The sequence below is a fragment of the Dyadobacter sp. 22481 genome (genome assembly GCF_052044875.1).
In the GTDB taxonomy this organism is placed as follows: Bacteria; Bacteroidota; Bacteroidia; order Cytophagales; family Spirosomataceae; genus Dyadobacter; species Dyadobacter endophyticus.
Genome location: NZ_JBQENV010000002.1, coordinates 120,338 through 145,962, shown reverse-complemented (window position 1 = coordinate 145,962; position 25,625 = coordinate 120,338). Strand labels below are relative to the sequence as shown.

The 25,625-nt window shown below is 49.8% G+C and carries 25 protein-coding genes; 13 read left to right on the top strand and 12 right to left on the bottom strand.

Annotated features, from left to right (window positions below; genetic code table 11):
• Positions 1–53: 53 nt before the first annotated feature.
• The 9 genes from ACTJJJ_RS10755 to accC all read left to right on the top strand — a co-directional run bounded on the left by ACTJJJ_RS10755 (position 54) and on the right by accC (position 6,975).
• The gene (locus ACTJJJ_RS10755) at positions 54–719 is read left to right on the top strand and encodes a hypothetical protein (RefSeq protein ID WP_440701771.1); all 666 of its coding nucleotides are present in this window, start codon (positions 54–56) and stop codon (positions 717–719) included.
• Between the two features lie 85 nt (positions 720–804).
• Entirely contained in the window at positions 805–1,437 is a 633-nt protein-coding gene (locus tag ACTJJJ_RS10750) for a NeuD/PglB/VioB family sugar acetyltransferase (RefSeq protein WP_440701770.1), read from the top strand.
• A 44-nt stretch (positions 1,438–1,481) separates the two neighbouring features.
• Positions 1,482–2,090 (top strand): YceD family protein, encoded by a 609-nt coding sequence (locus tag ACTJJJ_RS10745; protein WP_440701769.1) that lies wholly within the window; start codon positions 1,482–1,484, stop codon positions 2,088–2,090.
• Positions 2,091–2,151: 61 nt separating this feature from the next.
• A complete protein-coding gene (rpmF, locus tag ACTJJJ_RS10740; RefSeq protein ID WP_015813599.1) occupies positions 2,152–2,346 on the top strand; it encodes a 50S ribosomal protein L32 in 195 nt (64 codons plus the stop codon).
• A 131-nt stretch (positions 2,347–2,477) separates the two neighbouring features.
• The gene (plsX, locus tag ACTJJJ_RS10735; RefSeq protein ID WP_090156137.1) at positions 2,478–3,416 is read left to right on the top strand and encodes a phosphate acyltransferase PlsX; all 939 of its coding nucleotides are present in this window, start codon (positions 2,478–2,480) and stop codon (positions 3,414–3,416) included.
• Positions 3,417–3,505: 89 nt separating this feature from the next.
• On the top strand, positions 3,506–4,501 hold the full coding sequence (locus ACTJJJ_RS10730) for a beta-ketoacyl-ACP synthase III (RefSeq protein ID WP_188938915.1): 996 nt from the start codon (positions 3,506–3,508) through the stop codon (positions 4,499–4,501).
• Positions 4,502–4,549: 48 nt separating this feature from the next.
• Entirely contained in the window at positions 4,550–5,116 is a 567-nt protein-coding gene (efp, locus tag ACTJJJ_RS10725) for an elongation factor P (RefSeq protein ID WP_188938916.1), read from the top strand.
• A 4-nt stretch (positions 5,117–5,120) separates the two neighbouring features.
• Positions 5,121–5,603, top strand: coding sequence for an acetyl-CoA carboxylase biotin carboxyl carrier protein (gene accB / locus ACTJJJ_RS10720; protein WP_188938917.1), 483 nt, complete (start codon positions 5,121–5,123; stop codon positions 5,601–5,603).
• A 28-nt stretch (positions 5,604–5,631) separates the two neighbouring features.
• On the top strand, positions 5,632–6,975 hold the full coding sequence (gene accC, locus ACTJJJ_RS10715) for an acetyl-CoA carboxylase biotin carboxylase subunit (protein ID WP_188938918.1): 1,344 nt from the start codon (positions 5,632–5,634) through the stop codon (positions 6,973–6,975).
• A 75-nt stretch (positions 6,976–7,050) separates the two neighbouring features.
• Here the strand turns inward: accC and ACTJJJ_RS10710 are convergent, their stop codons facing one another.
• From ACTJJJ_RS10710 to ACTJJJ_RS10685, 6 genes are all read right to left on the bottom strand, one after another.
• Positions 7,051–7,422, bottom strand: coding sequence for a DUF5618 family protein (locus ACTJJJ_RS10710; protein ID WP_188938919.1), 372 nt, complete (start codon positions 7,420–7,422; stop codon positions 7,051–7,053).
• 24 nt (positions 7,423–7,446) lie between these two features.
• Entirely contained in the window at positions 7,447–7,872 is a 426-nt protein-coding gene (locus ACTJJJ_RS10705; RefSeq protein WP_188938920.1) for a helix-turn-helix domain-containing protein, read from the bottom strand.
• A gap of 1 nt (position 7,873) precedes the next feature.
• Entirely contained in the window at positions 7,874–8,206 is a 333-nt protein-coding gene (locus ACTJJJ_RS10700; RefSeq protein ID WP_188938921.1) for a type II toxin-antitoxin system HigB family toxin, read from the bottom strand.
• An 80-nt stretch (positions 8,207–8,286) separates the two neighbouring features.
• Complete coding sequence (locus ACTJJJ_RS10695; protein WP_440701768.1) at positions 8,287–9,594, bottom strand: Gfo/Idh/MocA family oxidoreductase; 1,308 nt, start codon at positions 9,592–9,594, stop codon at positions 8,287–8,289.
• A gap of 134 nt (positions 9,595–9,728) precedes the next feature.
• A complete protein-coding gene (locus tag ACTJJJ_RS10690; protein ID WP_440701767.1) occupies positions 9,729–11,051 on the bottom strand; it encodes an Nramp family divalent metal transporter in 1,323 nt (440 codons plus the stop codon).
• 53 nt (positions 11,052–11,104) lie between these two features.
• Positions 11,105–12,565: a TonB-dependent receptor gene (locus tag ACTJJJ_RS10685; protein ID WP_188938924.1), complete on the bottom strand. Its 1,461-nt coding sequence runs from the start codon at positions 12,563–12,565 to the stop codon at positions 11,105–11,107.
• Between the two features lie 93 nt (positions 12,566–12,658).
• On the opposite strand from ACTJJJ_RS10685, the gene ACTJJJ_RS10680 reads away from it, so the two are divergent.
• Complete coding sequence (locus tag ACTJJJ_RS10680) at positions 12,659–13,072, top strand: gamma-glutamylcyclotransferase family protein (RefSeq protein WP_188938925.1); 414 nt, start codon at positions 12,659–12,661, stop codon at positions 13,070–13,072.
• On the opposite strand, the gene ACTJJJ_RS10675 is transcribed toward ACTJJJ_RS10680, so the two are convergent.
• The gene (locus tag ACTJJJ_RS10675) at positions 13,047–13,814 is read right to left on the bottom strand and encodes a type III pantothenate kinase (protein WP_188938926.1); all 768 of its coding nucleotides are present in this window, start codon (positions 13,812–13,814) and stop codon (positions 13,047–13,049) included. The two genes, ACTJJJ_RS10680 and ACTJJJ_RS10675, sit on opposite strands and share 26 nt — an antisense overlap.
• Before the next feature lie 141 nt (positions 13,815–13,955).
• Between ACTJJJ_RS10675 and ACTJJJ_RS10670 the strand changes: the two genes are divergently transcribed.
• On the top strand, positions 13,956–17,348 hold the full coding sequence (locus ACTJJJ_RS10670; RefSeq protein ID WP_440701766.1) for a glycoside hydrolase family 2 TIM barrel-domain containing protein: 3,393 nt from the start codon (positions 13,956–13,958) through the stop codon (positions 17,346–17,348).
• 114 nt (positions 17,349–17,462) lie between these two features.
• On the opposite strand, the gene ACTJJJ_RS10665 is transcribed toward ACTJJJ_RS10670, so the two are convergent.
• From ACTJJJ_RS10665 to ACTJJJ_RS10645, 5 genes are read right to left on the bottom strand one after another with little or no spacing between them, the layout of a single operon-like run.
• Positions 17,463–18,026 carry a YceI family protein gene (locus tag ACTJJJ_RS10665; protein ID WP_188938928.1) on the bottom strand — a complete coding sequence of 188 codons (564 nt, stop codon included), beginning with the start codon at positions 18,024–18,026 and terminating at the stop codon, positions 17,463–17,465.
• An 8-nt stretch (positions 18,027–18,034) separates the two neighbouring features.
• Entirely contained in the window at positions 18,035–18,922 is an 888-nt protein-coding gene (locus ACTJJJ_RS10660) for a DUF5777 family beta-barrel protein (protein WP_440701765.1), read from the bottom strand.
• 12 nt (positions 18,923–18,934) lie between these two features.
• Complete coding sequence (locus ACTJJJ_RS10655; RefSeq protein WP_440701764.1) at positions 18,935–19,450, bottom strand: ubiquinol-cytochrome c reductase iron-sulfur subunit; 516 nt, start codon at positions 19,448–19,450, stop codon at positions 18,935–18,937.
• Positions 19,451–19,504: 54 nt separating this feature from the next.
• On the bottom strand, positions 19,505–21,088 hold the full coding sequence (locus tag ACTJJJ_RS10650) for a hypothetical protein (protein WP_440701763.1): 1,584 nt from the start codon (positions 21,086–21,088) through the stop codon (positions 19,505–19,507).
• Positions 21,069–21,638 carry an RNA polymerase sigma factor gene (locus ACTJJJ_RS10645; RefSeq protein ID WP_188938932.1) on the bottom strand — a complete coding sequence of 190 codons (570 nt, stop codon included), beginning with the start codon at positions 21,636–21,638 and terminating at the stop codon, positions 21,069–21,071. Before ACTJJJ_RS10645 ends, ACTJJJ_RS10650 begins: the two co-directional genes overlap by 20 nt.
• 266 nt (positions 21,639–21,904) lie before the next feature.
• Here ACTJJJ_RS10645 and ACTJJJ_RS10640 point away from each other — a divergent pair, with 266 nt between their 5' ends.
• Complete coding sequence (locus ACTJJJ_RS10640) at positions 21,905–23,704, top strand: ABC transporter ATP-binding protein (protein WP_426292606.1); 1,800 nt, start codon at positions 21,905–21,907, stop codon at positions 23,702–23,704.
• Positions 23,701–25,530, top strand: a complete 1,830-nt coding sequence (locus tag ACTJJJ_RS10635; protein ID WP_440701762.1) for a MutS-related protein — start codon at positions 23,701–23,703, stop codon at positions 25,528–25,530. The genes ACTJJJ_RS10640 and ACTJJJ_RS10635 overlap by 4 nt, the downstream gene beginning before the upstream one ends.
• Positions 25,531–25,625: the final 95 nt, after the last annotated feature.

The window sequence follows — 25,625 nt, the reverse complement described above, 5'->3', positions numbered from 1 at the left end:
AGCAGATAGTCCTACGTTACCAGTTACAACATTATAAAATAAACGATTTTAAGATGAAAAGTAAAATCCTCCTGCCAATCCTGTTCCTTCTGGCGGTTTTGATCAGTCCTTCGCTTATGGCCCAGAACGATGAATACTACCGCCCCGATTCACTTCGGAAGGACCAACCGGAAAGAAAGGAAGTACCTCCCGTTGAAAGAAAACCCCAGGACCAGAAGCCTGTTCTGGCAGAGAAGAAGAAATTGGCAGATTTCGAGGACAAAAAGTTTATTGAAAGACTGCGCCTCGGAGGCAGTTTCGGGCTGAGCCTGGGAACTGTTACCAATATCAACTTGTCACCAATGGCGGGCTACGAGCTGACCGAAAAGCTGGTGGGCGGCGTAGGCGCGACGATCATGTATTTCCGCTATAAATATTACGATATCAGCACGGCATACTACGGCGGCCGTGCATTCCTGATGTACAACGTGGTCCCGCCTGTTAACATCATCGCGGAATACGAAGCACTAAATGTGGAAGGATCGTACCAGAAAAGGCAGTGGCTGGGATCGCCCATGGCGGGGGCGTCGTATTCGCAGCCAATTGGCGGGAAGTTTATCAAAGCCGTACATTTGACCGCATTATACAATTTCAGCTACGACAGTCAGATCGACAAATACAGCGGGCAGAACCTCTCGCCCTATGGCAGCCCGTTTGTTTTCAGGGTAACGTTTCTGTAAGTATTATAGTTAAGCCAAATTTTTTAAGTCTTCATTTGAACTAACCATTCAGATGGAGACTTTTTATTCAATATCAACTCTAATTATGGAAAACCCCGTATTAATTTTTGGCGCCGGCGACCTTGGTATGCAGGCCCTCGATATTTTCAGGAGAAATAATGTACTCGTTTACGGTTTGCTCGACGACCACGCCGAGCTGCACGGCAAGGAATTCGCGGAAGTGAGCGTGCTCGGCAATACCGACGACACGAGCTTCCTCAATATACTAGGTTCCAAATGCGAAGCATTCATTGCGATCGGCGAGCGTTCGGTCCGGGAGCGGCTCGTCGAAACCCTGACCGAGGAATTCAAGAGTATGCCTGTAAATGCCGTCCACGACAGCGCGGTAATTTCGGGCATGGCGGCGATCGGCCACGGCAACCTCATCGCAGCCCGCGCTACCATCGGGGCACGTACGGTGGTCGGGCATCATTGTCTGGTACAAACGGGGGCGATCATTGACACGTCGGCTATCGTGGGCGACTTCGTGACCATTGGTGCCGGCGCAATCATTAATGACCGCGTAAAGCTGGCCGACGGCGTGTTCATCGGTTCCGGGGCGGTGATTGTTGCGGGAATTGAAGTGGGCAAGAATGCGCGGATCGGCGCAGGATCGGTCGTAGTTGAGAATGTACCTGCGGGAGCAACCTATTTTGGCAATCCGGCCCGAAAAATCTGACAACACAAAGGATTGGCGCCAGAAAGCAACAAATTTCCGGCCCAATGTTTTTTATTAAACTGAAACACATTACCTTTGCACTCCTTTTGACAGAAAAAGTGAAAGAGCTAAGTAAATACAACATAGACATTTACGGTTTGGAAGACAAACAGTATGACTATGATATGGAATCCGGCGACGCTTTTTTTGAGGAAATGGAGCAGGAACTGATCGAACACGGGCACTTCAAAACGCACGTCGTTCTGAACAAATCGACGACGATGATCCAGCTCCGTTTTCACACAATAGGAAGTGTAACCCTGACTTGTGACCGCAGCCTTGAGACGTTCGAAGAACCCATTGATTCCGACGAACGCATCATATTAAAGTTCGGCGATCACAACGAGGAACTCACGGAAGAGATCGAGATCATCGGCCGTAACACCAACAGAATTAACGTAGCGCGTTATATTTTCGATTTTATCGCGCTATCATTGCCTGTAAAAAAGCTCCACCCGAGCCTGCGAACCGAGGAAGACGAATTTGATTTGGAAGATGACGAGGAGGAGGGAACGCTGGTGTATACTTCCGGTGGAACGGAAGAAGGAGATGAAACGGAGGAAGAAGAAAAAGTTGATCCGCGGTGGGAAGCGCTCAAAAAACTGAAAAAATAGTAGTAACCCTAGGCTTCAGCCTATGGACATAAATAGTAAATAACAATAGACCAAAAATATCATGGCACATCCTAAGCGGAGACATTCCAGCACCCGTCGCGATTCACGCAGAGCGCACGATTTCCTTACCGGAAAGCAGTTGGGAACTGATGCTACAACCGGAGAAATCCACCAATTGCACCGTGCACACGTACACGAAGGCAACCTGGTTTACAGAGGTAAAGTTGTAGTAGAGAACTATACTAAAACGGTTTAGTTTCAGTCGATGAGCAATTCAATTTCGCAGCAGCCCTATAAAAGTTGTTGCGAAATTCTTTTTTACTGCGGCACATCTGCTAAATTTACACCTTCGGTTTCTAACTTATTTGTCAAAATAACAGCGTGTAAATGAAAATTGCGGTAGATGCTATGGGGGGAGATTTAGCTCCGCAAGCAATTGTTGAAGGGGTCATTCAAGCCTCTTCTGAGCTACCATCCGAGGCGAGAATCGTTTTAATTGGCCGTGAAAATGTGATCTGGGACATCTTCAACCAGCACAATTTCACCCCTACTAATGTTGACGTCGTTCACGCAGAAGATGTGATCGAGATGGGGGAACATCCTACCAAAGCCCTTTCTCAAAAACCCAATTCCAGCATTGGAGTAGGTTTCAAGCTTCTGAAAGAAAAAGAGGTAGACATATTCTGCAGTGCAGGAAATACAGGCGCCATGCACGTAGGCGCCCTTTTCAGCATTAAAGCCATAGAAGGTATTCTTCGCCCTGCCATCGCGGGGCTGGTGCCGCAGGTTGGGGGCGGTTATGCCGTTATGCTCGATATCGGCGCCAATGCCGATTGCAAACCGGAGGTACTTTCGCAGTTTGGTGAAATCGGCTCGATTTTCGCCCAGCATACCTTCCAAATCGACAAGCCACGGGTTGCATTGATGAACATCGGGGAAGAAGAGCAAAAAGGCTCTCTCACGTCGCAGGCCACCTATCCCCTTCTGAAACAAAACAAGCGCATTAATTTTATCGGAAATATCGAGGGGAAAGATCTCTTCACCAACAAGGCCGACGTGATCGTTACCGACGGCTTTACCGGCAATATTTTGTTCAAGCTCGGGGAGTCTCTTTATGAGATTTCGAAGAAAAGAGGTTTCCAAGACGATTTTATCGACCAAACGAACTACGAGTCCATTGGAGGCAGTCCCATTATCGGGGTTAATGGAAATGTGATGATCGCGCACGGGGTATCAACGCCTCTGGCCATCAAAAATATGGTTGGCTGGGCTTATAAGCAGGTGAAATCCAAAGCGTATCTGCACATCGCCCAGGCATTGAGCTAACGAAGGATGCAGACAACCACATGACTATGAAAAAACTGAAACTGTCCCTTTTTACCAAATCTATTCGGATTTTGAATAGTTGATTTATCATGACCCATATTAAAGCCTCTATAACAGGAATACAAGGTTATGTACCTGATTACGTGTTGACTAATGCAGAATTGGAAACAATGGTTGCGACGAACGATGAATGGATCGTTAGCCGCACAGGTATCAAAGAAAGGCGTATTCTCAAAGGTGAAGGTTTAGGAAGTTCACATATGGGTGCTGAGGCTGTAAAGGGATTGCTCGCCAAAACCAATACACGCCCCGAAGAAATCGATCTGCTCATCTGCGCTACTACTACACCTGACTTTGTTTTCCCCTGCACAGCCAACCTTATCTGCGATATGGCCGGCATCCGCAACGTCGGAAGCTTCGATATCCAGGCGGCTTGTTCAGGTTTTATTTATGCATTGACACTCGGCTCGCAGTTTATCGAGACCGGAAAATATAAAAAGGTCATCGTCGTAGGTTCGGATAAAATGTCCGCGATCGTCGACTACACCGACCGCAAAACCTGTATCCTATTCGGCGACGGCGCTGGCGCCGTGTTGCTGGAACCGGATACCGAAGGAAACGGGATTCTGGATTCTATCATCAAATCTGACGGAGCGGGCCTTCCCTACCTGAACCAGAAAGCCGGAGGAAGCCGCTATCCACCCACACATGAAACGATAGATAACAGGCTGCATTACGTTTATCAGGATGGTGCGCAGGTTTTCAAATTTGCAGTAACCAATATGGCCGACATTGCTGCCGATATTATGGAGCGCAACGGCCTGAACAGCGATAACGTAGCATGGCTGGTGCCTCACCAGGCCAACCGCCGGATCATCGAAGCCACCGCCAACCGCATGGGCGTAGGCATGGACAAGGTGATGATGAACATACACAAATACGGAAATACCACTGCGGCGACAATCCCGCTTTGTCTGTGGGATTATGAATCACAACTTAAAAAAGGCGACAACCTGATACTGGCGGCTTTCGGCGGAGGCTTTACCTGGGGCGCGATGTACCTCAAATGGGGTATCGGAGCGTAAGCATGTGATTTTCATTAAAGCATTATCATACAATTCATTAGCATAAAAATGGCAACTACTGCAGATTTGCGCAACGGTTTGGTAATTCACTTCAACCATGATCTTTTTCAGGTGATTGAATTTCAACACGTGAAACCCGGTAAAGGAAACGCGTTCGTACGTACCAAACTGAAAAGCCTTACTAGCGGCAAAGTACTGGACAATACGTTCTCCTCAGGCGCAGGCATTACGCCCGTGCGTGTGGAAAGACACAAATTCCAGTTCCTATATAAAGATGAGGTTGGCTACAACTTCATGAACTCCGAAACATTCGACCAGGTATTGATCGACGAAAAACTGGTGACCAACGCCGACCTTATGAAAGAAGGCCAGGAAGTTGAGATCCTGATCAATACTGAGACGGACGCTGCGCTGCTTTGCGAATTGCCTCCATTTGTTGAACTGACCGTTACCTACTCGGAACCTGGTTTGAAAGGCGACACCGCTAACTCTCCCAAAAAAGCGATCGAAGTAGAAACGGGCGCCCGCATTATGGTTCCTTTGTTCATTGAAGAAGGCCAGAAAATCAAAGTCGATACGCGCACATACGATTACGTAGAAAGGGTTAAATCTTAACTAAATGGAAACCAGAGAAATCCAAAAACTAATTGACTTCATTGCCCAATCGGGACTTGATGAGGTGAATATTGAAACGGCAGACCTGAAAATCAAGGTAAAACGCTTTGCAACTGCACCGGTAGTAGCCTATACTTCGGCACCCGTCGCGGCGCCTGCGCCTGCAATCGCTCCTGCGGCTCCCGCAGCAACTGCACCGGTAGCTTCGGCTGAGCCGACGGTTTCCAAAGAACCAGCTTCTTCGAACCTGATCACCATTAAATCCCCGATGATCGGTACTTTCTACCGCGCATCGAGCCCGGAAACACCGGCATTCGCCAACATCGGTGACGAGATCAAACCCGGAAAAGTAGTTTGCGTGATCGAGGCGATGAAACTGTTCAACGAAATCGAATCCGAAGTATCAGGTAAAATCGTGAAGATCCTGGTTGAAAACGCAACTCCGGTAGAATTCGACCAGCCATTGTTCCTGGTAGAACCTGCATAACGCAGCGAACCAAAACTCACTGAATTACATGTTTAAAAAGATACTCATTGCTAACCGGGGCGAAATTGCCCTGCGTGTAATCAGGACCTGTCGTGAAATGGGCATCAAAACTGTCGCAGTTTACTCGACAGCCGATCGCGACAGCCTTCACGTACGGTTTGCCGACGAGGCCGTTTGTATCGGTCCTCCGCCCAGCAGGCAATCATACCTGAGCATTCAGAATATCATTTCGGCAGCGGAAGTAACCGGCGCGGATGCGATCCACCCGGGTTACGGATTCTTGTCCGAAAATGCCGAATTTTCACAAATATGTGCCGATTACGGGATCAAATTCATCGGTGCCACCGCTGCCCAGATCAACGGGATGGGCGACAAGGCAACTGCGAAAGCGACGATGATCGCCGCCGGCGTACCGGTTGTGCCGGGCTCGGAAGGCTTGCTCGAATCTTTTGAACAGGGCAAGGAACTTGCGGAAGGCATCGGCTACCCTGTGATCGTGAAAGCGACAGCAGGAGGTGGCGGACGTGGTATGCGGGTGATTAACAAGCCCGAAGAATTCGAGAAAGCGTGGAATGATGCCCGCACGGAATCCGCCGCAGCATTCGGAAATGACGGTTTGTACCTCGAAAAATTCGTCGAAGAACCTCGCCACATCGAAATCCAGATCATCGGCGACCAGTTCGGAAAAGTGTGCCACCTTTCGGAACGCGACTGCTCTATTCAGCGTCGTCACCAGAAACTGGTAGAAGAAACACCATCACCCATTATCACGCCCGAATTGCGTGAGAAAATGGGAGCTGCGGCCATCAAAGGCGCTCAGGCGATCGGTTACGAAGGTGCCGGTACCATTGAGTTCCTGGTCGACAAGCACGGCGATTTCTACTTCATGGAGATGAACACCCGTATCCAGGTAGAGCATCCGATTACCGAAGAAGTTACTGATTTTGACCTGATTAAGGAGCAAATTAAGGTAGCGGCAGGGGAACCGATCTCCGGAAAGAACTACACGCCAAAGCTCTACGCAATGGAGTGCCGTATCAATGCAGAAGATCCCGCGAACGGATTTCGTCCTGCGCCAGGTAAAATCACCAACCTGCATTTCCCTGGCGGCCACGGTGTACGCATCGACAGCCACGTTTACAGCGGCTATACCATCCCGCCAAACTACGACTCAATGATCGCGAAACTGATCGTCAGCGGCCAGTCACGCGAGGAGGTACTTACACGTATGAAACGCGCATTACAGGAGTTTGTGATCGAAGGCATTAAGACTACGATTCCGTTCCATATCAAACTCATGGATGATCCCGGCTTCAAATCGGGCAATTTCACGACGAAATACCTGGAAACATTTGATTTTTCGACGCTCTAAAAAGCGCCGAAATGGATATGCAAAGCGGTCGGCAGATTCTCTGCCGACCGCTTTTTTGTTACGATTGAATGTAGATTAGGCGACCAGGGCCAACATCTTTTGTGTTGCATCGAGACCGTCTTTAATAGTCCTTACTGATGGCGTGCCATGGTAGTAGCCTGCTAAATGCAATGTGTCGTATGCTTCGTTCAAATAGGAAAGCAATGTTTTGTTGTACTTCCTGATGCGGATCCGGTATTCATCAATGCTTTGAGGCTTTGTAAATTTCGCGCCCTCTTTCTTCCTCAAATATTCATCCGCGATCATCAATGTCGCATTATAAGCCGTTCCTGACGCCATTTGAACGTATTTGATGTCTTTGTATTCCTGCCCCTCCTTATTTGCTTTGGTACTTAAAATTTCCCTCGCATTGGCGAGATAGCGTGTGATTTCCTGATAGTGATCCATTAGTATAGTGGTTTAATTTAATACTTACTCAGTAACTACTTCCTCCGGCTCCGGCATCGCTGGATAATCCGATATCAGCTTATAAGGCCTGTTAAATGCTTCCTGCCTCATCGCAAAACGCTCAGCAAGCTTGCGGATCACTTCTTTGGACATCCCCTTTTTGTAATGCAAAATTTCAGAAACGTAGCTTTTGCTGACGTTTAGCAGCTCGGCAAGATCTTTGGCCTTCATTTTGTGATCAGCCATGAGGGATTGAAGCATTTCCACCGGGTCGAAGTCTACCAAAGTACTGTGCTCGTTGTCATAGGCTTCGATCAGGACCATCAAAAGCTCCGCCTCGTCCTGGTACTTACCTTCGGCCTCTCCCGAATCATCTAATCTTTCCAACTCCCGACAGTAGTCGTAATACTGCTCCTTGGTCTTGATTACCTTATATTTCAGGTCTCCCATATTAAAATTGATTAACTGAATATTGCAGTCCACGTCTGCACAGATGTGTGTACTCAGCATGAGTTCCAATCCAACTTACATATAGACGGACATAGCTTATTCCAAATACATATTTACAAATCATCCGGTAACTATTTCCTCCGACATCAAACACTACTCGCGGAGAGCCGTTACCAAGGAAATCAACGGTCGGGTAAGTTTCCCGGATACTCTCGGGAGACATCCAGTTGGCCCCTTTCAGCCTTCTACGCCATTCGTCAAATGAAGACTTACTTCTCGCATGGTCTAGAACAAATCCTTCGATGCTCTCTTTTCTAATGAGATGTACTTTCATTAAAGTGTGTGAATATAAGAAAAGTTCTCATAAAGAGAACTTTTCAGGTAAGAATTATTTGAAACCAATGCGCCTGTCGGCTATACCACCTGCGGCAATGCATAAGGCCCCCGGTACTTCCTCGTCAGCAGCTTGTTAGCTTCCTCATCTCCTACAAACTTCTCTGTCTTGTTATCAAAAGTCAATGCGCGGCCGGTGCGGTAAGCGATATTGCCTAAATGCGCAAGGCCTGAAGACAAATGCGCCGTTTCAACAGGCCCGTTGAGCAGCTTCGGATCTTTAGCGATCACGGCATCGATGAAGTTTTTATAGTGGTCCCCACCCGCTTTGCGCGATGGGCCGGCTTTTTTGTCCTTACCCAGGAAGGTTTCATAGTAATCATAACCTTTAACCACCATATAGCCTTCCGAACCATAGAAGATATTACCGATGCCTACGCCTCCTTCCTCGTTCGTCATCCAGGGACGTACTTCGAACTCGATGATCTTCTTTTCTTTGGTGTACACAAATGAAGAACTCAGTACTTCCGGTGTTTCCTTGGCATCGTTCCAGAGGAATTTACCACCCGACGATGTAATCTTGTCAGGGAAGGTGTCCACGCCAAGGCCCCACATACACATGTCGGTTTCGTGGATGCCCTGGTTGCCGATATCGCCATTGCCGTAGTTCCAATGCCAATGCCAGTCATAATGGACGTAGTTGCGCGAGAATGGCTTCATTTCCGCGGGACCCGTCCAGAGGTCGTAGTTGAGGCCTGCGGGAATGGATTCGGTGCCTTTGTCGCCGATGTCCGGGCGCCATTTATATACGAGGCCACGAGCCATATAGACGTTACCGATCAGTCCGTCGCGAAGATGTTTCACGGCTTCCTTCAATGCTTCCGAGCTCCGGAGCTGGACGCCGTGCTGTACTACTCTTTTATATTTGTGGGCAGCTTCTACGAGTTTACGGCCCTCGTGGAGATTGTGTGAGCCGGGTTTTTCGACATACACGTCTTTTCCGGCCTGACAAGCCCAGATCGCCGCTAATGCATGCCAGTGGTTAGGCGTGGCGATGCTGACAGCGTCAATGGTTTTGTCGTCAAAAACTTTGCGGAGGTCGTTTTCGGTTTTGACTTTCTTGCCGGTCTTCTGCTCGAATTCCTGTGCCCGTTTCTGCAAAATGTTGTTGTCGGGATCGCAGAGCGTCGCTACTTCTACGTTGCTAAGCGCATTAAAACCGGAAATATGGCTCTGTCCGCGCCCGTTTACTCCCAGCACGGCTACACGCACGCGGTCGTTCGCGCCGAATGCGCTCGCGGGGATGATAGCCGGAATGGAAAGCGCTACTGCTGCTCCGGTGGTGTTTTTAAGGAAATTTCTTCTCGATACTTCGTTTGGTTTGTCCATATGAAAGAATTTAGGATTTCAGAATGAATACATTTTACCTGACCGGCAATCAGTTAGACGAAAATCGGAAGTAACTCCCCTATTCGTTCGTTATCAAAAAGTACTACTCATTTTAAATTAAGTACTATTCTTCCCTAAATAATTTGAATAATGCCATACCCGCTCACAAAAAGGATCGATAGCACGCTTATCCAGAAGAACATATCGTACAAAGCCGATGGCTTCAACGCAGCCGGCAAGTTGCGGTAGCGGAACACGAGCGAAACGTAAACAACCAGTAACAACAGCACCGAAGTAGCAATGCCACCGAGGATAACCATCCTCACCGGCGCCTGGAAAAACAGAAACAACAGGCACCAGACAATAGGGAGTACCCACGACAAAATGCCGATACTGCGCTTTTGCTCCTGCTGGGAGCCGAACTTCATCCAGCCGATCTGCCCGAATGCATCGCCCCAGACCCTCGCCCAACTGGCCGCGGCAGTAAACAATGTAGAATAAAGCACGAAGAATGCGCCAACCAGAAATATGTTCTTTGCCCACGGGCCCAACGTTTCCGTAAAAATGCGGGAGAGGGTCTCGATCATCTGGTAACCTTCCGGTACCGCGCCGCCGGTATGCAGCACTGCCGCGCCGAGGAGATAGAAAGCGGCCGTCACAATGGTGTAGACGACCATGGATAGCACCGCATCGAGGTACATCACCCGGAACCAGCCTTTTGCACGATCAGACCATTCTCTGGAGCCGTCATTTGGGCCGGTGTAGGCGGCGTAGCCTTTTTCGATACACCAGTAATTGTAATACATGATTTCGTCGCCTCCGACGCCGGTTATGCCGAATGCCCCGAATGCCGTGGCAACCAATGCGGTGGGCAGCGAAAATTGCAGACCACTTTCAAATTGCGGCCAATTGATGGCGTAGGGTGTCCATTGAAGCGAAATCACGGATATCAGAATGACGGCAGTAAAGAGAATGATCATCACGAGCGAGCCTTTCTCAACCGGGCCGTAGTTGCCCTTATAAACCCAGAATGAAGTGATTAACACCGAGATAATCGCCCAGAAATTGACGGGAATGAACGGAAAGGCCATATTCAGTACAATAGCAACGCCGCCGACAATGCCGCCGACTTGCAGCAGTTTCAACCCTTGCAATGAAAGCCAGAGCCAAATGCTCCAATGCGCCTTTCCGAGCCTCAGCCCAGGCAGATTGTTGAAATTGTGCATGATAAAGGTGCCGCTGTAAATGGCATTCTTGCCAAATTCCAGCTGCAATGCGACTTTGGCAAGACAGCTAAGAATGATCAGCCAGAACATGACAAACCCGGCTTTGGCACCCAATGCAGTGGTGGCGATGAGCTCGCCCGAGCCTACAATGGCGGCGGAAAGAATAAAACCGGGCCCCAGGTAGCGGAGGCGGCCGGTAAAAGTGGTAGGCGGCGTTAGAATTTTGGACATAAAGGAGATTTTATGTCCAAAAGCTAAGACCGGAATGTTTTTAATGCCGTCTCTTACAGATTCCCAACAGCCTGGTGAATCTGTTTCACAGTGTCTACGTAATTATTCTCACTAGGAAGCCCGAACAGCGCTTTCTCCTTGATAATCTGAGCCACATTCTCCGGCACCAGCTTCTCCCAGCCCGGCTCTCCGCGCTTGATCATTTCGAGCACCGAATCGGTAGTGATGTGCATATGCTCGGTATTGTAGTTCTTAATATCCTCAATCTTGTCGTTCACGATCAGATACTGGAACAATGGCCTCAAATGATCCGGCACACGGAAGTTTTCGCAGCTGTATACCGAGCCATCGGGCTGCAATGTAGGGTAAATATAAAGCTTCACCTTCCGGCTGAACAGCGTCGCAAATGATTCGAGAATGCCTCCTTGCAGGAATTGATAATGTTTTTCTTCAAAAATATCCTGCAAATTCGGGCTACCGAGCAGCAGGCCGGATTTCAGTTTGGTCAATCGCGATAAATAGGCCACCAAACGATAGTATTCATGGTGGTTGGAAATCATTACCATATGCCCGAGCGAGCAGAGAATATCGACGCGGTCGAGAAAATCCTTCTCATCAATATCCCGGTCGCCGGCTTTGAGATTATGCAGCGTCAGCTCTGATATCAACACCACTTTCGATTCGTCCACATCTTCCTCGGCCAGAAACTGCCGTTGACCGTTGCTGATCAGGTCGATATGCACGTTTGTGATCGGGCGCAGGCGGCCACGCATCATGAGAATGTGCTTTTTGTACAACGCTTCCGATGGCTGCAATACCCCGCCGTCGCTACCGAACAATGCAGCGTCGGTAAATCCATTTTTCACAAGCCGCAGGCTCATCAGGCGGTTGTCGACTTTGGCGAAGTCGGGTCCGCTGAAACGCACCATATCAATTTCTATCCGGTCGACCGTCAGATCGTCCATGAGCGACATCAGCAGGATCTCCGGCGATTTATGATAGTAATAACAACCATAGATCAGGTTCACACCGATAATGCCCAACGCCTGTTGTTGCAGGAGATTCTCGTCGTCGCGCATACGCACGTGGATCACGACGTAGTTTGTCGGGCCCATGGGCGTAAGCTGGAATTGCAGGCCGATCCAACCGTGAGATTCGTTCGTTTTTTGAAAGTTGAGGGCTACTACTGTATTCGCGAAAGCAAAAAAGGTGCTGTCGACGCCGCGTTTTTCCGAGAGCCGCTTTTCCACAAGGTTATATTCGCGGTTGAGCATTTTCATCAGGCGTGATTCCACCACATACCTTCCGCCTTCCTCAGTTCCATATATCGCGTCGCTGAACGTCATGTCGTAGGCCGACATTGTTTTAGCGATGGTTCCGGATGCGCCGCCGGCTTTGAAGAAGTAAGCCGCCGTTTCCTGGCCCGCCCCGATTTCCGCAAACGATCCGTAGATCCGGCGGTCGAGGTTGATCCTTAATGCTTTTTGTTTTGTACCAAGGTTCTTTTCGTACATAACGGTATATTAGTATAATGAAGAAGCTTACATGTAAATATAAGAAAAATACAGTTGTTCATTTAGCCGAATTTCTGATCTTCTGGCAGCAGAATGGAAAAGTTATATAATTTATTTACTTACGGCACTTTGATGCAGGGTTTTAGCAACCCCTATGCAACGAAGCTGCGATTGTCTTCAAACTATATAGGAAAAGGGCATTTCAACGGAAAATTGTTCCAGGTCGAGTGGTATCCCGGGGCACTTTACGAGCCCGGTGCCCCTACGCTCGTGCACGGGGAAATTTATCAGTTAAACTCCCTTGAAATACTCCAAGAACTGGATGAATATGAAGATGTACTGGAAGATGAGACCGCGAGTCTGTATGTGAGGAAGGTGGTACCTGTCAGGAATGCCGAGGAGGTGGCCATAGATTGCTGGGTGTATTTGTATAATAAACCCGTTGCTGATTTGCCTGTGATTGAGGATGGCTATTTCAAAACTACGCCCTCAGGCTCTCGCCGATAATGCGGAGACCGTCTAATGTTAACTTTCTGTCAATTTCCGTGAATTCGTCGCGCAGGGTGTCGATAATGGACGACAGGCCGCCTGTCGCGACGGCAATGCATTCTCCCCCTAGTTCTGCACGGATACGGCCTAGCAGGGATTTCACAAGACCTTCATAGCCCAGCAAAATACCCGCCTGGATGGCTTCAACCGTGTTTTTACCGATCGCCGACTGTGGGAGTTGCAACGGTACTTCCGGCAATTGCGCCGTATTTGCGAACAATGCTTTTACCGCGGTTACCAAACCGGGCAATATTGCTACGCCGAGGATTTTACTTTCTTTTGAAACAGTAGTGAAAGTCAATGCCGTCCCAAAATCGACGACTACGCAATTCTCCTTATAACGCGTTGAAACCGCCACGGCGTTGGCAATCAGGTCCGCGCCGATCTCGTGCGGGTGATCGATTTCGATGGATAATGCAGGATAAATCTCCGGTCCGACCACAATTACGCCGTCGCCGAACAGCGAACGGAGCATTCTCGATATCACGGGTGTCAATGCGGGCACGACGCTGCTCAGCACCACTGTTTCCACATCACCGAACCACAAGCCTGCTTCCAGGAAATGCAGCCGCAGTTTCGATTCGTAATGTGCCTCGTTTTCCTGTATCAGCGAGCGCATCCGCCAGATGTGCCCCCAGTCTCCTGAATCATAAAGCCCGAAAACAGTGTCGGTATTGCCGAGGTCGACAGCTAACAGCATAACAGAGAATTTACATGTGAAGGCAAATTAAAAGCATTCTTCAAATAAAACTTCATGGCGCCCTGGTTTTGCCTCCGTTTCTTTTTGATTATCCCTAATTTTAGCCCCCGAAATAAAAACGAGTGCTTTCTGGTCATTCATATGTCTTTTTCTACCTCCCGCGGACTTACGATACTGCTTTTTTTAATACAAATTCTGAACCAGGCCGTTCACGCCCAGGCTATTCCTGAGTGGCAGGACCCACAGGTCATCAGCATCAATACCGAGAAGCCCCATGCCGATTTTTTCCCTTATCCGACAGAAAAAACGGCACTGGCCATAGACAAAAAAAGCCCGTTCGTGCAATCGCTGAATGGTACGTGGAAGTTCAAATGGGCGCAGCACCCGTCGAAAGCACAGCTGAATTTTTACGACCCCAACATATCCGATGCGAACTGGGACAACATCCCTGTACCGTCCAATTGGCAGGTCGTAGGCGCACGCGAGGGCCGCAAATATGATCGGCCTATTTTCAGCAATATCAAACATCCGTTCAAAGCGACACCTCCACGCATTACCGCCGATACGAATGCGGTGGGCATGTACCGCACTACTTTCACGGTTTCGCCGGATGTGAAGGACAAGCAAATGTTCCTGCATTTCGGCGGTGTGCAATCAGCGTGCTATGTGTGGCTGAACGGCGTAGCGATCGGTTACCACGAGGATGGCATGACGCCATTTGAGTTCGACGTGACAGAAGATGTAAAGCCGGGTGTAAATAACCTTGCGGTGGAAGTGATCAACTGGTCCGATGGCAGCTACCTCGAAGACCAGGACTACTGGCGGCTTTCGGGCATTTTCCGGGATGTAAATCTGCTGCTTTTGCCCAAAGTGGTCCTTACCGATTATTCCGTCAGAACCATCCTCGATGCCAATCACGAAAACGCCACGCTGAAACTGAATGCGTATGTAAGAAACTACGGCGAGCAGCCCATTCATGCACATCAGGTGCTTTTTACATTGTACGATGCTTCCAAATCCGTGGTGGCGACGCCCGTTAGCCAGATGATCGGCACATTGGAAATGGGTAAAGAAGGCGCGGTGCGTGCAGAAATGCCAGTCCCTAACCCCGCTAAATGGAGCGCGGAAACCCCGAACTTGTACACGCTCACCGTCCAGCTCATGAACTCCGACGGTAAAGTCCTCGAAGCGACCAGCCAGCGTGTGGGTTTCAGGGATGTGAAGATCAAAGGAGGGCAGCTGCTCGTGAATGGAAAAGCCGTGACCATCAAAGGAGTAAACCGACACGAATTCGACCCTGAAACGGGCCGGGTAATCAGCCGCGAGTCGATGATCCGGGACATAACTTTAATGAAGCAGCACAACATCAACGCCGTGCGGACTTCGCATTACCCCAATACCTCCGAATGGTACGACCTGTGTGATCAATATGGCCTGTACGTGATGGACGAGGCGAATATCGAAAGCCATGAGCTTTGGAGCAAGAACATCATCCTGGCCGATAACCCGCAATGGCGCGCTGCATTTCTTGCCAGGGGTAATGCGATGGTCGAAAGAGATAAAAATCACCCGTCGGTGATCATCTGGTCGCTGGGCAACGAGTCCGGAATGGGGCAGAATTTCGCGGATATGGGCGATTTCATCAAGCTCGCCGATCCTACGCGGCCTGTCCATTACGAGGGACGCAAGGATTATAAACCGACGACGCTGAGCAGTTTCGACATTATGTCAGTTATGTACCCGTCCATCCAGGATATGGTGGAGTTGGTTAAAAAAGACAAAACCCGCCCGTTGATCGTTTGCGAGTATGCGCACGGAATGGGCAACAGCATTGGTAACCTTAAAGAATATTGGGACCTCATCGAAAAATACCCCACGATGCAGGGCGGCTTCATCTGGGACTGGGTGGATCAGGGATTAAAACTGAAACGCCCGGACGGCACCGATTACTGGGATTATTTCAACTACATTGACGGCGCTAATGCCGGCGATGGCCTTGTGAATCCCGACCGCACGCCCCAGCCTGAGCTGAACGAGGTCAAGAAGATTTATCAATATGTAAAATTTGAAATACTAGACTCCCTTAAAGCTGGCGAAAAGAACATTACACTGCATAATGCATACGATTTCCAATCACTCAATGCATTCGAACTGGTTTGGTCGGTGATTGAAAACGGCAAGGCTGTTGGCAAAGGCGGAAGTATTACCAATTTGCATGCACTGGCCCGCCAGAAACAGCAGATTACCATTCCTTATGAACTCCCCGCTTCGGCAAAACCCAATGCCGAGTATTTCCTGAACCTTAGTTTAAGATTAAAAGAAGCGACACGCTGGGCGCCGAAAGGGCATGAGGTGGCATGGCATCAGGTGCCGGTGATCAAACCGGCTGCTCCACGGCCAAATCTCAGCCTATACAGCGAACGACCGCTCCGCATCGCACAGGTAACAGCCGCCCGCGTGCAGATTTCAGGTCAGGATTTCACCGTGGTTTTTGACAAAAACGAAGGCCGGATCATTTCCTTCAAAAATAAAAAGGAGGAAATGCTCGAAAGCGGCCCTTATGCGAATTTCTGGCGCGTACCGACCGATAACGACGAAGGCGGTGCAGCGAAAAGCTATGCAGCCCAGTGGCGCAACGTTACGCTGGATACCCTGGAACGTGTTTCTTCGGAAATGAAAACCCAACGGTTGACAGCGCAGATCTACAAGGTGACGCTTAACCAGACATTGAAACAACCAAAAGGCGAGATGGACGTGCAATCGGTGTATATGGTCTATGCATCGGGTGATATTCATGTGCAAAACACATTTACTCCCCGTGGCGAATGGCCACCGCTCGCCAAGGTAGGAATGCAGCTGAGCATGCCTGCCACATTTACCAAAACACAATGGTACGGCAACGGCCCGCACGAAACTTATGCCGATCGGAAAACGAGCGGAAAGGTGGGCATTTACACCGGAACAGTGGCTGAGCAGCATTTCCCGTACATCACCCCGCAGGAAAACGGCAACAAAACAGGCATCCGATGGGCAACAGTTACCAATGCAGAAGGCATCGGGCTGCTCGTGGTGAGCGATACTGCATTCAATTTCAACGTCCATGACTATACGGACAAAGACCTGCTCGCCGCCAAACGCCGCGCGGCAGTTTTGAACCGCGGCACTTCGACGGTAGTGAATATTGACCTCGCACAAATGGGCCTCGGCGGTGACGACAGCTGGTCGCCCCGCGTGCATGGCGCATACCTGCTACCTGCAAAAACGTATTCGTACGCTTACAGGCTTAGACCGATCGAAAACACTGCAAATATCGAGCAAATAGCGGCGGTGCGTTTGCCTTACGTCGATCAGAAAGAAACGAATGAAACCGTATCGATAGCCGAAACAGCTGCGGCGACCGAAGAGGCCGTGGGAGATGAAGAGGAAGAAGAGGCCGTAGCCGCACCGGTTCGTAAAACGACCGTTAAAAAAGCAACTGTGAGGAAAAAGGTAGTGCGCAAAAGAAAGCCTGCCCGCCGGCGTCGCAGAAGGTAATAAAAAAGACTTGGCAAGTTCAAGAAAGGCTTACCAAGTCTGTAATACCCCACAGTTTTAATAAAGACCTGCGTTCCGGCAACTTTCAGAACGTTGCCGGAACGCAGGTCTTTATCATTTTTTATAAGGAGCCAATATATATTGCGCTTTCACCTTGATGATCTGCGCGATTTTTACAAAAACCACACTCGGCACGTCGATCTTGTGATCGACCAGTGCTACTTCGAAATCGGCATTGATGGTGATCTTGCCGCCGTCGATCTTCATTTTCCCCTTGATCGTCCGCTCCTTCGCAACACCATGAACCGTAAACTTCCCGGTCGCCGACACGTCGTAATCTCCGTCTTTAGTATAATCCGGCGCCTTATCGACCTTGCCTGAAAACGTCGCCGTCGGGTATTTCTCCGATTCAATATAGTTCTCGTTGAAATGCTCCTGCATCAGTTTATTAGGGAAGGAAAATTCCCGCATATTCATCCTGATCGCGATCTCGTTGTTGGCCGTGTTGAGGATCACCTGCGACTTTTTGTTCTCTGCTTCGATATTCTCCAAAGGTGTCGATGCCGAGAACTTCGTATTGCCGCCGGAAGTGGCGAACATTTGTGCGAAAGCGGTCCCGGAAAGCAAAGCGGTACTGAACATGGCCAGACAGGCCACGCGAAAAAAATGCAGTTTCATAGTATGGATCAGTTTGGCTGCTTCTTGTTCTTCTTGTCAAAGCTGAATGTACGGGAAATGTTGAACCCGTAATGAATATCCCCTTTACCCCAGCTTCCGGTCGTCTCGCCGATAAACTGTTTTTCGATCATGCCGAGGGAATTGGTAAAATGCAGTTGGAAAACGTGCCCGCCGGTTTCGATATCCACGCCGAACGACATCGAATCGTGGTAAGGGGCTGTCAACGTATTCTTTTCGCGGGCCGTATAGAAGTATTCACCGTTCAGCGACACGCGTTTCGAGAGCTTGAAACGTCCTCCGATCCCCACCGCGAACAGTACTTTTTCATCGCCCGTTACGTCCGGCATCGTCCGGTACAAATAGGTTGGCGACAGTTGAAGCGACAATCGCTCCCCGAATTTCCGCGCTATCAGCACCTGAGCCGTGTAATACAGCTTGTCCTGAAACTCCCGCTCCTTATCCACCGTAGCTACCCCCGTTCCGCCGAACAACGTCACCGAAACCGGGATATTCCGCGCACCTGAGGTCTGTTTCAGTAATTTATATTTACCAAAAAAATCATACACTTTTTGTGACGTGCTGCGGCCGACACCGATCATCAGATCGTCCGTCAATCCATATTCGAAACCCAGTCGCATGGTGGCCTGGTCGAGCCCGAAGAACTGGTAGGCCCCGGAATTCAGCTTACCGAAACGGTGTGATATCCGCAGATCCAGGTGCTTCTTTTTCATCGTTTCCACCGACTGACCATTCACAACGCGGGTCGATTTAAAAGTAGCGGTTACCGGAATTGTCTGCGCGCTGTCCTGTTTCGACAGCTCATTCAGCAAGTCATCCTGTGCATATAAAACTGTTGACGAACACATCAACATCACGAGTAGGCGGAGTACTTTCATGATCAATTCAGATTAAGCTTTCACTGTTAAAGTGTTCCCGTCAGTGGAAACGGTTACTGTATACGTTTTGAGCGGGGTAGCAGCGGGACCATTCGTCACGGCTCCGGCAATGCTGAATGTGGAACCGTGGGTTTGACAGAAAATGTCGTTGGATCCCGACCTATATGCAACCGGATTTCCCTCGTGTGTACAGATTTTGCTCAAAGCAATGTAGCTACCAGCCGTGGTCTTTGCTACCAGCACATCACCCGTGATAATAAAACCACCGTTGGTTTTCAGCTTTGTATTGTTTGAATTGGCCATATCAACAGTAAAATTGATCGCAGTGCCGGTTGTCGTGCCCGTGATTCCGCTACCACCTCCGCCGCCTGGATTTGGGTCCGGATCCGGATTGGGATCATCGTCTTTGGAACCGCAGGCCGTCATAGTGGTGCCGAGGCAATAGAATGCCATTAACGTTGAGGTGCTGAGCCCGAGGCTTCTCAGGAATTCGCCTCTTTTCATGCTTCCTTTTTCAATTGAGTTCATAGTAAATAAAAATTAATTGGTAGACTTAATTCAATGCTAATGTGGGCATAGTGCTCACTTGAAAACAGGGGTGTAGCGCACTGACAGCCAGAGGCCGGTGGTAATGAGGTTCACTTTTCCGTAACCGACACGTTTAAGCGGCATCCGGATCGATGGTTCGGCAAGCAGGGATAGCTTGCGGGATATTCGGTATTCGTAGCCGGCCGAAACATTGGCGTGGCTGAGCAGATACCAGCCGGTTTTACCTTTCCAATCCGGCCACTTTTGAGCGTTAGGGTCGTTAGGGTCGATGTAATGGTATTTGTATTTCTCACTATTCATATGGTAGGATGAAAAACCACCTGACGCAAACCAGCGCGACCTTTCCCCGGATTTAATGTCATATCGCACATTCAGCGGTATTTCCAGCACTTTGCACACGCCATCTATTGCACTTAGCGCCAACGGAGGGTACCAGCCGTATTTGGGCAATTGATAAGCCTCTGCCGATGCGGAATAGTCTTTCCTGCTCCAAACAGCACCGCTTTGCAAATACAATCTTGGCAAAAGCGAATACTCCACCAACAGCGACACAGACGTTCCCGGTTTTGAAAAATTTTTCAATCCAACCGTACTCAGGTCTGGTGAATAGCCGAATCTGACTGCTACAAGCGGCTGATCATCTGCCGACATCGATGATTGCTTTGCCGGCGCAGGCGGCTCCGCCAGCTCATACACCGGCTCGGAAATTCCGGGCAATTGCAATGCATTCCATTTCAGCGCTTTACTGTTCAATGCGGATGCTGAAATTAAGGTGCGGCCCGGCTCGTCGACCTTCGTCACCGATTCGCTTGCGCCTATCGGCTGGCCGGTTGCTTGTGGCATTGACGTCTCTCTGCCCTTCGCATTCGCATTATTTGTAATAGAAAGAGCCCCGTCGCCTCCTTCCACCTTTGAGCGGTTAGGCTCTAAGTACACTCCGCCTGCCTTAGATCGGCTCCGGGGCAATAGTTTTCTGCCATTAACAACGGCAGCATTCAATTCTGATTTAGAGGAAGATTTACCAGTCGCTTTGGAACCGGATTTCAACTTACCGCCAATATTCGTTTTCGTGTTGTCAGCAACTTTACCGCTGTTGCCAACAGATTCGTTGCGCTTATCAACAACAGCATTCCCTTTATCAACAACCCCATTATCGCTTTCAACTCGTTTATTCCCATTATCAACAGCAGCGGTTTCTTTATCAACAGCCGGTGTGCCATTATCCACAATCGCATCTTCTTTTGTTGCACCCTCAGCCGCACCACCTGGCTCCCTGACTACTTCTGACGTGCTACCTGACTTACCTTCAACCACATCACGCCCGGAACTTCTTTCCTCCGTTCCTCCATTCTCATCTCTCAAATCAACATTCCTTCCTCCTTCCTCCTTTCCTCCATTCTCCCCTTCATAAGAGTAAAGCACAATCCCGGCGGGAATCAGCAGTGCCAGTACACCCAGCGGCCACCATTTCCGCCACCACGCAGCCGGAGTTTTCCCGTCCTGCTGGTCGAGTCGCTTCCGCAGGTCATTCCAGTCATCGGGTTCGTATGTCGGATCAAGCTCTTCTGATGACTTTCTGAAGAGCTTGTCCAGTTCGTCATCTGGCAACTCTATCATAGTCGTCAATATTAATCTTGGATAACATTTCTCTCAACTTTTCCCTTGCACGCGACAAGTTGGATTTTGACGCTCCAACCGAAATATTCAGTTGTTCTGCAATTTCTTCGTGTGTGTAACCGTCAATAACCGATAGACTGAATACCAGTCGGTATGCCGGTGTCAGGCGCTGGATCAATCCGACCAGCTCATCGTGGGAAAGCTTACTGATAACCGTTTCGTCGACGGACACCTGTTCCGCGACTTCCACGTCGTCAAAAACATCTCTGCGAACTTCCTGTCTATAATGATCGAGGGCTGTATTAATCATGATTCTACTCAACCAGGTTTTAAATGGCCGACCTGCATCGAAACTGTCAAGCTTCGTGAAAACCTTCAAGAATCCATCGTTGAGTATTTCTTTCGCCTCTTCCCGGCTGCGTGTATAGCGCAAACAAATGCTCATAGCATAGCCGTAAAACTGTTTATACAACAGCTCCTGACTGCGGCGGTTTTTTTGTAAACAGCCGTCGAGTAGTTCTTGAAGAACGGCGGAGTTATACTCGGGCATGCTATTTGCTTTTTTGAACTTATACGTTTAAATCCAAAACAGGGTTGCCTGGGGGCTGCAAGTTTTTTACAACATTTTTTTCACCGGCAAAAAGGTACACGGTCCGTTCATTGAAAATTTATGAATTTTTAGCCACAATCGCACGTAAACTTGACGATAATGCCTTGCCCGGAGTCGCTTTAAATTATTGCTTACTTTTGCAGGCTACTATCCATATTTACCAAAACCCGGAACCGTTCATTTCCGGTTGTACCTGATCACATACAATGGCCAACGATGTAAAATCTCCATTTGCAGTAAAAAAGATCAAGTGGGAGGGCCTGAAAATTACGCTTCACCTGCTGCGCTATCTCCGCCCCTACCGCATGACGTTCGCGGCCGGAATGCTGTTTCTTGCGTTGTCGACGGGTACGTCGCTCGCATTTCCGAAGCTTGTGGGAAGCATTATCGAGGTAATTGAGGGTAAATCGCAGTTTACGATCAATCAAATCACCTTACTGCTCTTCCTCGTGTTGCTGGGGCAGGCGATATTCTCGTTTTTCAGGATCTATCTTTTTTCCAAAGTCAGTGAAAAGGCTGTAAACAATATCCGCCTGGATGTTTTTAGCAAGATTATCACATTACCTGTGCCGTACCTCGAAGAACATCGCGTAGGCGAGCTCACAAGCCGCATTACCTCCGATGTTTCGCAACTCGCCGGATTGCTGTCATTTACACTTGCAGAACTCTTCCGGCAGGCCGCGACGCTGATCGTCGGCATGTCCATTTTGTTCTATACTTCCTGGAAACTCACGCTTTTCATGCTCGCGACCGTACCGGTGCTCGCATTTGCTTCGGTATTCTTCGGACGCCACACGCGCAGGCTCTCACGCAAGGCGCAGGACCAGCTCGCAGCCGCTAATGTGGTGGTGGAAGAAACACTGCAGTCGGTCAATGTGGTGAAAGCATTTACCAACGAGCCGTTGGAAATCAACCGGTACCGGACGATCCTCGGCCGCGTCGTCGATCTTACGTTGTATGCCGCGCGGTTCCGGGGCGGTTTCGCTTCCTTTATCATATTTGCCATGTTCGGGGGGATTGTGGGCGTGATCTGGTACGGAGCAGCGTTGGTGCAGGCGGGCGAGTTCGGGCTGTCCGACCTTTTTACATTTATTCTTTACACCACATTCATCGGGGCGTCCATCAGTGGAATGGGCGATTTGTACGCGCAGATCAACCGGACAGTCGGCGCCTCGGAACGTATTTTCGAGATTCTGGGGGAAACATCCGAGGTTTCCGTCGACGAGGTGCAAAATGCGGTTGCCGGGCATATCGACGGTCGCATTACTTATCAGGATGTGCATTTCGCTTACCCATCGCGTGCAGACCTGCCGGTCTTGAAAGGGGTGTCCCTGGACGTGCAGGCGGGTGAAAAAATTGCATTGGTTGGTTACAGCGGCGCCGGCAAATCGACTATCGTGCAGCTCCTCATGCGATTTTATGAATACCAGTCCGGCGAAATCCTCGTCGACGGTAAGCCGCTGCCGGAATACGGAATTTCAGCATTGCGGAAAAACATCGCGATAGTGCCGCAGGAAGTAATGCTTTTTGGCGGGACGATCTATGAGAATATCGCCTATGGAGAGCCTTCGGCTTCGCGGGAGGCCATTGTGGATGCGGCGAAGCGCGCCTATGCGCTGGAATTTATCGAATCTTTTCCCGAAGGTTTTGAAACGATTGTAGGCGAAAGGGGTATCAAGCTCTCTGGTGGCCAGCGGCAGCGCATTGCCATTGCCAGGGCAATTTTAAAAGATCCCAAAATCCTTATTCTCGACGAAGCCACAAGCTCGCTCGACGCCGAATCCGAAAAACTGGTGCAGGTCGCGCTGGATGAATTAATGAAAAACCGCACGACCATCGTCATCGCCCACCGGTTGGCTACGATCAGGAAGGTCGATATGATCTACGTCTTGCGCGAGGGCCGGATCGCCGAGTCGGGCACGCACCAGGCATTGAGCACCGTTCCCGACGGCGTATATGCCAAACTCATTAAACTTCAATTCGAAACCGCTGAAAACCTTTCATGAAAAACGCTGAGCCAAATCACTCCGCATCACACGCATTTTTTCAAATACAAAAAGAAAAAGCGACAGCCGCGGAACAAAAGGAGCATGAAAGATTCAAAAATATTGCCCTGCTACGGCTGGCTGCATTTGCCGGAATGGTGATATTGGCAGTGGTTTGGAATAAAACCGGCGTAGGATTCTGGGGAATAGGCATATTGATACTCCTGCCGACCTTCCTGATCCTGATGCGCAAACAGCAGGAGGCCCGTATCAACCGCAATTTCCAGCGAAACCTGGTCGCCATCAACGAAGACGAGCTCGGGCGCCTCGACTTGCGGTTCAAAAGGCCCGATACCGGTGCCGAATTCCGCGAAAAGGACCATAATTATTCCGACGACCTCGACATTTTCGGAGAATATTCTCTTTTCAAGCTCCTCAACCGCACCCGCACTGCCGAAGGAAGCCGCCGGCTAGCCAACTGGCTCAAAAATCCCGCCGATGCGCCTGAGGTGACCCTCCGGCAGGAAGCCTCCGCCGATTTCAGCCGGCACCCTGAACGGATCCAGGCATGGGAAGCGACTGCACTGTTGCACGAACATGCCGCAAAACATGTGGGCCAATTCCAGTCATGGGTCGCCGAAACATTCCCGGCGCCTTTGCGCAACACATTACTATGGCGCTGGTACCCGTTGGTAACCCTTGTTATTGCAGTGTTGTATTTCACGGGCATAGTGCCGGGCATTGCCATGCTCGCGAGCCTTGCCATCCATCTTTTCATATTGGCCCGCTATGCCGAATATGTAAAAGTGCTCGCCAACAGCACGACTTCCATGGGCCGGACACTGACGGCTTACGCCGAATTATTGCAAAAAGCGGAATCCGCACCTTACCATTCGGCCTGGTGGCAATCGCGAAAAGAACGGATTGCCGGCTCGTCGGCAGCGCTGGCAACGGCTGGTAACCTCTTCGAAAAGCTCGATTACCGTAACAACCCTTATTTCGCCATTTTCGTCGGCATCCCTACGCTCTGGGATATGCATATTCTTAATGCCCTTGAAAATTGGAAAGCCGCGCACCACCAGCACCTGACCGACTGGCTCGACGTGCTGGCCGATACCGAGGCGATGAATAGCCTGGCCGGTCATGCGTTTGCCAATCCGGAATACATTGTGCCCCAGGTTCATGACGCCTCCGAAGCCACGGTCGGTGCCACCTCCCTTGGCCATCCACTGATTCCAGCTGCAAAACGGATCAGCAACAATTTCGCAATGCAGGGCACGGGCAAGACGATCCTCGTGACCGGCTCGAACATGTCGGGTAAAAGCACATTTTTGAGAACAATAGGCCTGAACCTCGTGCTCGCACAAATGGGAGCGGTCGTAAGCGCAGGCGCATTCGCGTGCTCGCCTGTGCGCGTGTTCAGCAGTATGCGCACGCAGGATTCGTTGGAAGAAAGCACTTCGTCCTTCTACGCAGAGCTGAAAAGGTTGCGAAAGTTGCTCCTGCTGGCCGATGAGCAGCACCGGGCACCGGTTTTCTATCTTCTGGACGAGATATTGAAAGGCACCAACTCCGCCGACCGTCACCGGGGAGCGGAGGCGCTTGTCCGCCAGTTACATTTCAAAAATGCATCCGGTATGGTATCCACGCACGATCTGGAACTCGGCGAATGGGGCGCAACCGAAACCTACATCTACAACTTCCACTTCCGGTCGGATGTAGAAAACGGTCAGTTGCATTTCGACTACCGTTTGCATGAAGGCATCTGCCGTAGTTTCAACGCTTCGGAGCTGATGCGGATGATGGGCATCGCTATCGGGCCCGATAAAACCCCGCTCGCACACTGATACCGGGCATTTGCACGGTTGTTGGAGGTTTTGCGTAACTTTACTGTTTACATTTACGTTTAAAACACTGATCCGGTAGCGGAGATCGAATTTTT

Bases quoted from the DNA above. Each gene is read 5' to 3' on its own strand.
- ACTJJJ_RS10755 (WP_440701771.1), top strand. From the start codon at position 54: ATGAAAAGTAAAATCCTCCTGCCAATCCTGTTCCTTCTGGCGGTTTTG.
- ACTJJJ_RS10750 (WP_440701770.1), top strand. From the start codon at position 805: ATGGAAAACCCCGTATTAATTTTTGGCGCCGGCGACCTTGGTATGCAG.
- ACTJJJ_RS10745 (WP_440701769.1), top strand. From the start codon at position 1,482: ATGTTTTTTATTAAACTGAAACACATTACCTTTGCACTCCTTTTGACA.
- rpmF (WP_015813599.1), top strand. From the start codon at position 2,152: ATGGCACATCCTAAGCGGAGACATTCCAGCACCCGTCGCGATTCACGC.
- plsX (WP_090156137.1), top strand. From the start codon at position 2,478: ATGAAAATTGCGGTAGATGCTATGGGGGGAGATTTAGCTCCGCAAGCA.
- ACTJJJ_RS10730 (WP_188938915.1), top strand. From the start codon at position 3,506: ATGACCCATATTAAAGCCTCTATAACAGGAATACAAGGTTATGTACCT.
- efp (WP_188938916.1), top strand. From the start codon at position 4,550: ATGGCAACTACTGCAGATTTGCGCAACGGTTTGGTAATTCACTTCAAC.
- accB (WP_188938917.1), top strand. From the start codon at position 5,121: ATGGAAACCAGAGAAATCCAAAAACTAATTGACTTCATTGCCCAATCG.
- accC (WP_188938918.1), top strand. From the start codon at position 5,632: ATGTTTAAAAAGATACTCATTGCTAACCGGGGCGAAATTGCCCTGCGT.
- ACTJJJ_RS10710 (WP_188938919.1), bottom strand. From the start codon at position 7,422: ATGGATCACTATCAGGAAATCACACGCTATCTCGCCAATGCGAGGGAA.
- ACTJJJ_RS10705 (WP_188938920.1), bottom strand. From the start codon at position 7,872: ATGGGAGACCTGAAATATAAGGTAATCAAGACCAAGGAGCAGTATTAC.
- ACTJJJ_RS10700 (WP_188938921.1), bottom strand. From the start codon at position 8,206: ATGAAAGTACATCTCATTAGAAAAGAGAGCATCGAAGGATTTGTTCTA.
- ACTJJJ_RS10695 (WP_440701768.1), bottom strand. From the start codon at position 9,594: ATGGACAAACCAAACGAAGTATCGAGAAGAAATTTCCTTAAAAACACC.
- ACTJJJ_RS10690 (WP_440701767.1), bottom strand. From the start codon at position 11,051: ATGTCCAAAATTCTAACGCCGCCTACCACTTTTACCGGCCGCCTCCGC.
- ACTJJJ_RS10685 (WP_188938924.1), bottom strand. From the start codon at position 12,565: ATGTACGAAAAGAACCTTGGTACAAAACAAAAAGCATTAAGGATCAAC.
- ACTJJJ_RS10680 (WP_188938925.1), top strand. From the start codon at position 12,659: ATGGAAAAGTTATATAATTTATTTACTTACGGCACTTTGATGCAGGGT.
- ACTJJJ_RS10675 (WP_188938926.1), bottom strand. From the start codon at position 13,814: ATGCTGTTAGCTGTCGACCTCGGCAATACCGACACTGTTTTCGGGCTT.
- ACTJJJ_RS10670 (WP_440701766.1), top strand. From the start codon at position 13,956: ATGTCTTTTTCTACCTCCCGCGGACTTACGATACTGCTTTTTTTAATA.
- ACTJJJ_RS10665 (WP_188938928.1), bottom strand. From the start codon at position 18,026: ATGAAACTGCATTTTTTTCGCGTGGCCTGTCTGGCCATGTTCAGTACC.
- ACTJJJ_RS10660 (WP_440701765.1), bottom strand. From the start codon at position 18,922: ATGAAAGTACTCCGCCTACTCGTGATGTTGATGTGTTCGTCAACAGTT.
- ACTJJJ_RS10655 (WP_440701764.1), bottom strand. From the start codon at position 19,450: ATGAACTCAATTGAAAAAGGAAGCATGAAAAGAGGCGAATTCCTGAGA.
- ACTJJJ_RS10650 (WP_440701763.1), bottom strand. From the start codon at position 21,088: ATGATAGAGTTGCCAGATGACGAACTGGACAAGCTCTTCAGAAAGTCA.
- ACTJJJ_RS10645 (WP_188938932.1), bottom strand. From the start codon at position 21,638: ATGCCCGAGTATAACTCCGCCGTTCTTCAAGAACTACTCGACGGCTGT.
- ACTJJJ_RS10640 (WP_426292606.1), top strand. From the start codon at position 21,905: ATGGCCAACGATGTAAAATCTCCATTTGCAGTAAAAAAGATCAAGTGG.
- ACTJJJ_RS10635 (WP_440701762.1), top strand. From the start codon at position 23,701: ATGAAAAACGCTGAGCCAAATCACTCCGCATCACACGCATTTTTTCAA.